The 4,712-nt window shown below is 58.9% G+C and carries 4 protein-coding genes and 4 pseudogenes; 3 read left to right on the top strand and 5 right to left on the bottom strand.

Annotated features, from left to right (window positions below; genetic code table 11):
• Positions 1-281: transposase (locus tag IVA74_RS08765; RefSeq protein ID WP_247341719.1), on the top strand; the 281-nt coding region annotated here is incomplete at its 5' end.
• 240 nt (positions 282-521) lie between these two features.
• Here IVA74_RS08765 and IVA74_RS08760 read toward each other — a convergent pair.
• The 4 genes and pseudogenes from IVA74_RS08760 to IVA74_RS08745 form a co-directional block, all read right to left on the bottom strand.
• A pseudogene (locus IVA74_RS08760) lies at positions 522-779 on the bottom strand (transposase); the annotation flags it as partial.
• Positions 780-918: 139 nt separating this feature from the next.
• Positions 919-1,176 carry a hypothetical protein gene (locus tag IVA74_RS08755; protein WP_247341716.1) on the bottom strand — a complete coding sequence of 86 codons (258 nt, stop codon included), beginning with the start codon at positions 1,174-1,176 and terminating at the stop codon, positions 919-921.
• Between the two features lie 29 nt (positions 1,177-1,205).
• Positions 1,206-2,210, bottom strand: a complete 1,005-nt coding sequence (locus tag IVA74_RS08750) for an alpha/beta fold hydrolase (protein WP_247341713.1) — start codon at positions 2,208-2,210, stop codon at positions 1,206-1,208.
• 876 nt (positions 2,211-3,086) lie between these two features.
• A pseudogene (locus tag IVA74_RS08745) lies at positions 3,087-3,353 on the bottom strand (transposase); the annotation flags it as partial.
• 81 nt (positions 3,354-3,434) lie between these two features.
• Here IVA74_RS08745 and IVA74_RS08740 point away from each other — a divergent pair.
• Positions 3,435-3,662: pseudogene (locus tag IVA74_RS08740) on the top strand (IS110 family transposase); the annotation flags it as partial.
• Between the two features lies 1 nt (position 3,663).
• On the opposite strand, the pseudogene IVA74_RS08735 reads toward IVA74_RS08740, so the two are convergent.
• Positions 3,664-4,081 (bottom strand): annotated as a pseudogene (locus tag IVA74_RS08735) (transposase); the annotation flags it as partial.
• A 101-nt stretch (positions 4,082-4,182) separates the two neighbouring features.
• On the opposite strand from IVA74_RS08735, the gene IVA74_RS08730 reads away from it, so the two are divergent.
• Positions 4,183-4,608: a transposase gene (locus tag IVA74_RS08730; protein WP_247341710.1), complete on the top strand. Its 426-nt coding sequence runs from the start codon at positions 4,183-4,185 to the stop codon at positions 4,606-4,608.
• The last annotated feature ends 104 nt before the right edge of the window (positions 4,609-4,712 follow it).

The following is a 4,712-nucleotide window of genomic DNA, read 5'->3' as shown; positions in this document are numbered from 1 at the left end:
TCCCGAGAGAATATTCTACGGGAGGCAAAACGAAGCTGCTGGGGATAAGCAAGCGCGGCAATCGATATCTGCGCCGGATGATCATCCATGGCGCCCGTTCCTGCGTGACTCATCTTGATCGCTCGCGATACCGCCTTGGCGCGTGGCTTGATGGACTTCAGGCACGCATGCACACTAACAAGGTCACCGTCGCCTTGGCGGCCAAGATTGCGCGGATCGCATGGGTGGTGATGACCAAGCCCGGCGCAAGCTATGAACGGCGGGATCCGGCCTTTAGCTGATCCCGTTTGTTCCAGACTGCGAGGTTCGTGAAGGTGATGACGAAACAGTCGATCGGCGCGCCGTAAACCCTGTGCAAAAAAGCGGGCTTCGAGCCCGAACCATTTATCTGGGAACGGCACGCGCGGATCTCATCATGGCCTGGCCGCAACAGCGGCCCACTTGCAAGAGGCCGGATACATTTGTGCAGACTGCATCGTCCTCATTAAACGACCTTGCACGGGCGGGGCCGGTCATACATTTTTTGAAAGAAGCTCGCGAAGGGCGGCCGCATCGAGCATCTGCTCGGCCAGAAGCTTCTTCAGCTTCGCGTTCTCCTCCTCCAGCGCCTTCAGCCGCTTGGCCTCGGAGACATCCATGCCGCCGAATTTGGCCTTCCAATTGTAGATCGTCGTCTCGGAAATCCCATGCTTGCGAGCCAGCTCGGCCGTCTTCGCACCAGCCTCATGCTCCTTCAACACCGCGATAATCTGCTCTTCCGAAAACCTTGCTCGCTTCATCTGTCCGTCCTTCTGCGGGCCGGACTCTAACTTCATCTGGAGGAAAGGTCATGGTCGAGTAGCTCGGCCGTTGGCTTTGCCCTCACAGATCCGGGCAAGCGGCTTTCCCGCACCCGGCTCTTCCCGAGGGTAACCCGCGTCATATCCGCGCTTGCGCCCATGTGCGAGTGATGCGTGGAGTTGGCAGGCGGAAGCGTGCCGTCAGGGTCTCGAACTCCGGCCAGCTCATGCGCCGACTTTTCTGGCTGCGCCGTCTCAGACAACGCAGCCAGGTCCGACGCACTTCGCGGTAGAAGCCATTGAGCGCTGGATAGTTGTGCGGCCTGCCATAGTAGCCATAGTGCCCGCGCAGAACGGCGGCGAACCACTCGTACTGCGTGGCCAGTGGCGCGTGCATGAGCCGCCAGGCCTCCTGGCGCAACGCCCTCAGCGGGATCCTTCCAGAAAGCTTTGAATGGCGGCGAATACATTCAGCCGGTTTCGTTCGAAGAATGGGAGGTGGGTGCCATCACCGAAACAGATGTATTGCTTCCCGCGCGAGTTGGCCAAAAGCGGAAACAACGTTTGCGCCATATAGGGTGGCGTTTCGGTGTCCCACTCGGTCTGTACCAGAAGCACCGGAGCTAAAATCTTTTCAGGATCGTAGAAAGGCTTTCCTGCTGACCAATAGTTTCGCCAGTCTAAATAGTGTCCATTTGGAACTCGGATAAAGGGCGGGTCGGCTCTACTGCCAACCGGGTCGCTCGACCAAATAGAATCCAGGACGCTCTGGCTCCAGGCCTGGGGTAGAATCAGTTCTCGCTTGTGATCTGGAACCCCTCTGAGCCATCGAGCGAGGGCCCGATCTCGCTTCACGATACGATAGGCTGGAATTTTCTTAGGGAACGGATCGAGCACTGCCGGTAAATGGAACCACATTGCCCCGAGAAGCACGAGTCGCTCGACCTTCTCCGAATTCTCCGTTGTATAGCGTCCCGCTAGGCTTGCGCCCCACGACGACCCGAGCAGGGCGAGCCTTGATATTTGTCGACGGGCGAGAATAAAATCCACAGCCGCTGAAATATCGCGCAGGGCTGTTTCACCATCGACAATCGCAGAGTTTTCATTGGGATCCTCGAGCATCTCCGCCGGGCGAGTTGATTTCCCGTAGCCACGAATGTCGAGTAGGTAGACGTCGTAACCATGTCCGGCTAAGTAGTCCGCCCAGGAAAACCCCTCAAGGGGTGTATCATACATTGCATGCCCCGGATACGTCGACCCATGAATGCACAACACGGTACGCTCAGCTTTCCACTCGTGCATCGAATCCAAATGTTTGTTTCTGACATAGAGTTCGATGGCTCCGTCATACGCCGGGACCATAAACTCCTCTGCTTGCAACGCAGCAGTTTGCCAACGGGTGTTTTTCGAATGGTCATAGGAGATGCTCACGTTGCGATCCCTTCATCTTCAAACGAATTGGAGTGAATTGCGTCTTCTTCCGAGAAACTCCAACCCCTCATAGCCAGACCGAGATAACGTGCCAACCGGCTGCCATACCAAAGCGGATTCGCGCGGTTGATCGAAAATAGCCAAAACTAACTTGAGTGCGAGCGGTCGCTCGATTCGGAGTATCCAATCTGGATCTCACGCTTCTGATCACGCCGATTGTCGTTTTCTCCGCAGGCAGGCGGTTCACAAGCAGATTGCGAGCTCTCAGCATGACAAACGGGCCACCCTGTCCTTGCAAGACATGATCCCTCGCTTACCTCGAACGGCTAAGCAACGGACCTACTCAAGCTGGTAGTATTCTGCATAACTGGTCGTTGCCTCAGCCCGCTCAAGCACTTGTTTGCTGCCGGCCGTTTGTCAACGCCGATCCCGACGAAGCTGGAACGACACGTGTTATCCGTGTCAATCGGCCCTTTAATTGCGGGTTGTTGTCAACTCTCTTTTTGAAGCCATTCGGAAAAGTAGTAGCGCTTGGCCCGACGGAGCAGGTCGGGAGCGCAGACGGGGTGAGCGCGGCTGGTGGATCGATAGCCAGCTCGTAGTGAGGCCGATTAATTGTCACCTTGGTTTCAATGCGATCAGTTGCCCGTCGCCGGGGTCAGCGGAAGATCCCATCCTCGAGCCTCTTGGCGAACAGGCACAGGCCCGTTCCATCCCAGAACACCGCTTGATCCGGTCCGCCCGCTTGGCCCGGAACACATAGACAGCTCCCGAGAATGGATCTGCACCCATGCTCTCGCGCACCAGGGTCGCAAGACCCACCATGCCCTTGCGGAAGTCTACCGGTTTGGTCGCCACTGACCTGCCACTGAATTTTCATCCAGCGGCAGTTAGAGTATCGGAGTTTTGTACGCCAAGTGGCGCGGGTGGAGCAACGGACGATTGGCGGAGCTGGTCGGGGTTGCGCAGCCGATCGTCCGTTGCGGTGAGGTGGGCGGCGTAGGCCGCGGGGGTCAGGTATTACAGCGACGAGTGGGGACGCTGGAGATTGTAGTCGGCGACCCAATTGGTGATCTTGGCGCGGGCGTCGTCGAGATCGAAGAACAGAGTCTGGTTGAGTAGCTCATCGCGCATCCGGCCGTTGATGGGGAAGACGGCCCCGCTCCCTCGGACGCCGGCGATATACTGGCGATGGACGAAGCCGCTAACAGGAGCAATTCACCAATGGAAGTCGCGACAATTGGGTTGGACATTTCGAAGCACATCTTTCACATCCATGCAGTTGATGGCCAAGGCCAAGTGGCCGGTCGCCAACGCCTTCGGCGAGGCGAGATCGTGTCGTTCTTCTCCTCGCTCGCACCTTGCCTGCTCGGTATTGAGGCCTGCGCGACTGCTCACCACTGGGCGCGGGAGATTCGGCAGTTGGGACACGATGTGAGATTGATCCCGCCGGATAGCCGAAACGCCGCCGCTCGTTGGCGAGATCGCGCAATCGGCCACGCAGAACTGCGTCCGGCGGGCGGCTAGAGCGATAGCGGATCATCTTCCGATCCGCACCCACGATCGAGCAGGCCCGCCGTTCCGACAGGCTCATGACGGCCTGCAGATGCGCGACAGCAGCGCGCTTGGCGGCGGGCCCTACCATTTTTTTGAAAGGAGCTCGCAAAGTGCGGCTGCATCGAGCATCTGCTCGGCCAGAAGCTTCTTCAGCTTCCCGTTCTCCTCCTCCAGGGCCCCAATCGCTTCGCCTCGGAAACGTCCATGCCGCCGAATTTGGCCTTCCAATTGTAGATCGTCGCCTCGGAGATCCCGTGCTTGTGAGCCAGATCGGCTGTCTTCGGCCCGGCCTCATGCTCCTTCAGCACCGCAATACTCTGCTCTTCCGTAAGCGTAGCGCCGAGGCCCTTTGGATTGTTTGTGCGTAGACCTGTGAGCGCCGTTAGAAGAGTCATCTTCTGCAAGGGTGCTCACAATGGACGACCATTCGGACGACATAAGACGACCGTTGTCACCGCGCATCGAAGTGTACGCCGGCGCCGGCCGGAAGCAGTGGCCGGATGATTTGAAGGCGCAGATTGTCGCGGACAGTCTCGAGCCGGGCGCGATCGTAACAAATGTCGCACGTCGCCATGGCTGCCGGCCCCAGCAGGTGCATGACTGGCGGCGCCGGGCGCGTTTGGGCCAATTGGTATTGCCGGCGTCGGCGGACACGCTGTCGTTCGTGCCGGTGGCGTCGGAATCAGCGTTGCCTGCGGCCGCAGAGCCCTCCGGGCTGCCGGAAGCAGCAGCCATTGTGACGGTTGAGTTCCAGGGCGCGCGCGTGGAGGTACGCGGGGCGCCTGGCCTTGCTGCGTTGAGCGATGTGTTCTTGGCGCTCCGACGGACACGTTCATGCTGACGATGCCCGCGAGCCTGATGATCTACGTGGCGACGCAACCTGTCGACTTCAGGAAGGGAGCGGAAGGCTTGGCGCTGCTGGCGAAGGAGACGCTGGGCCATGAC

Origin of the sequence: Bradyrhizobium sp. 132 (assembly GCF_023074185.1) — a bacterium.
Lineage (GTDB): Bacteria > Pseudomonadota > Alphaproteobacteria > Rhizobiales > Xanthobacteraceae > Bradyrhizobium.
Note: the sequence above shows the minus strand (reverse complement) of the source record. Positions and strands in the feature narration are given on the sequence as shown.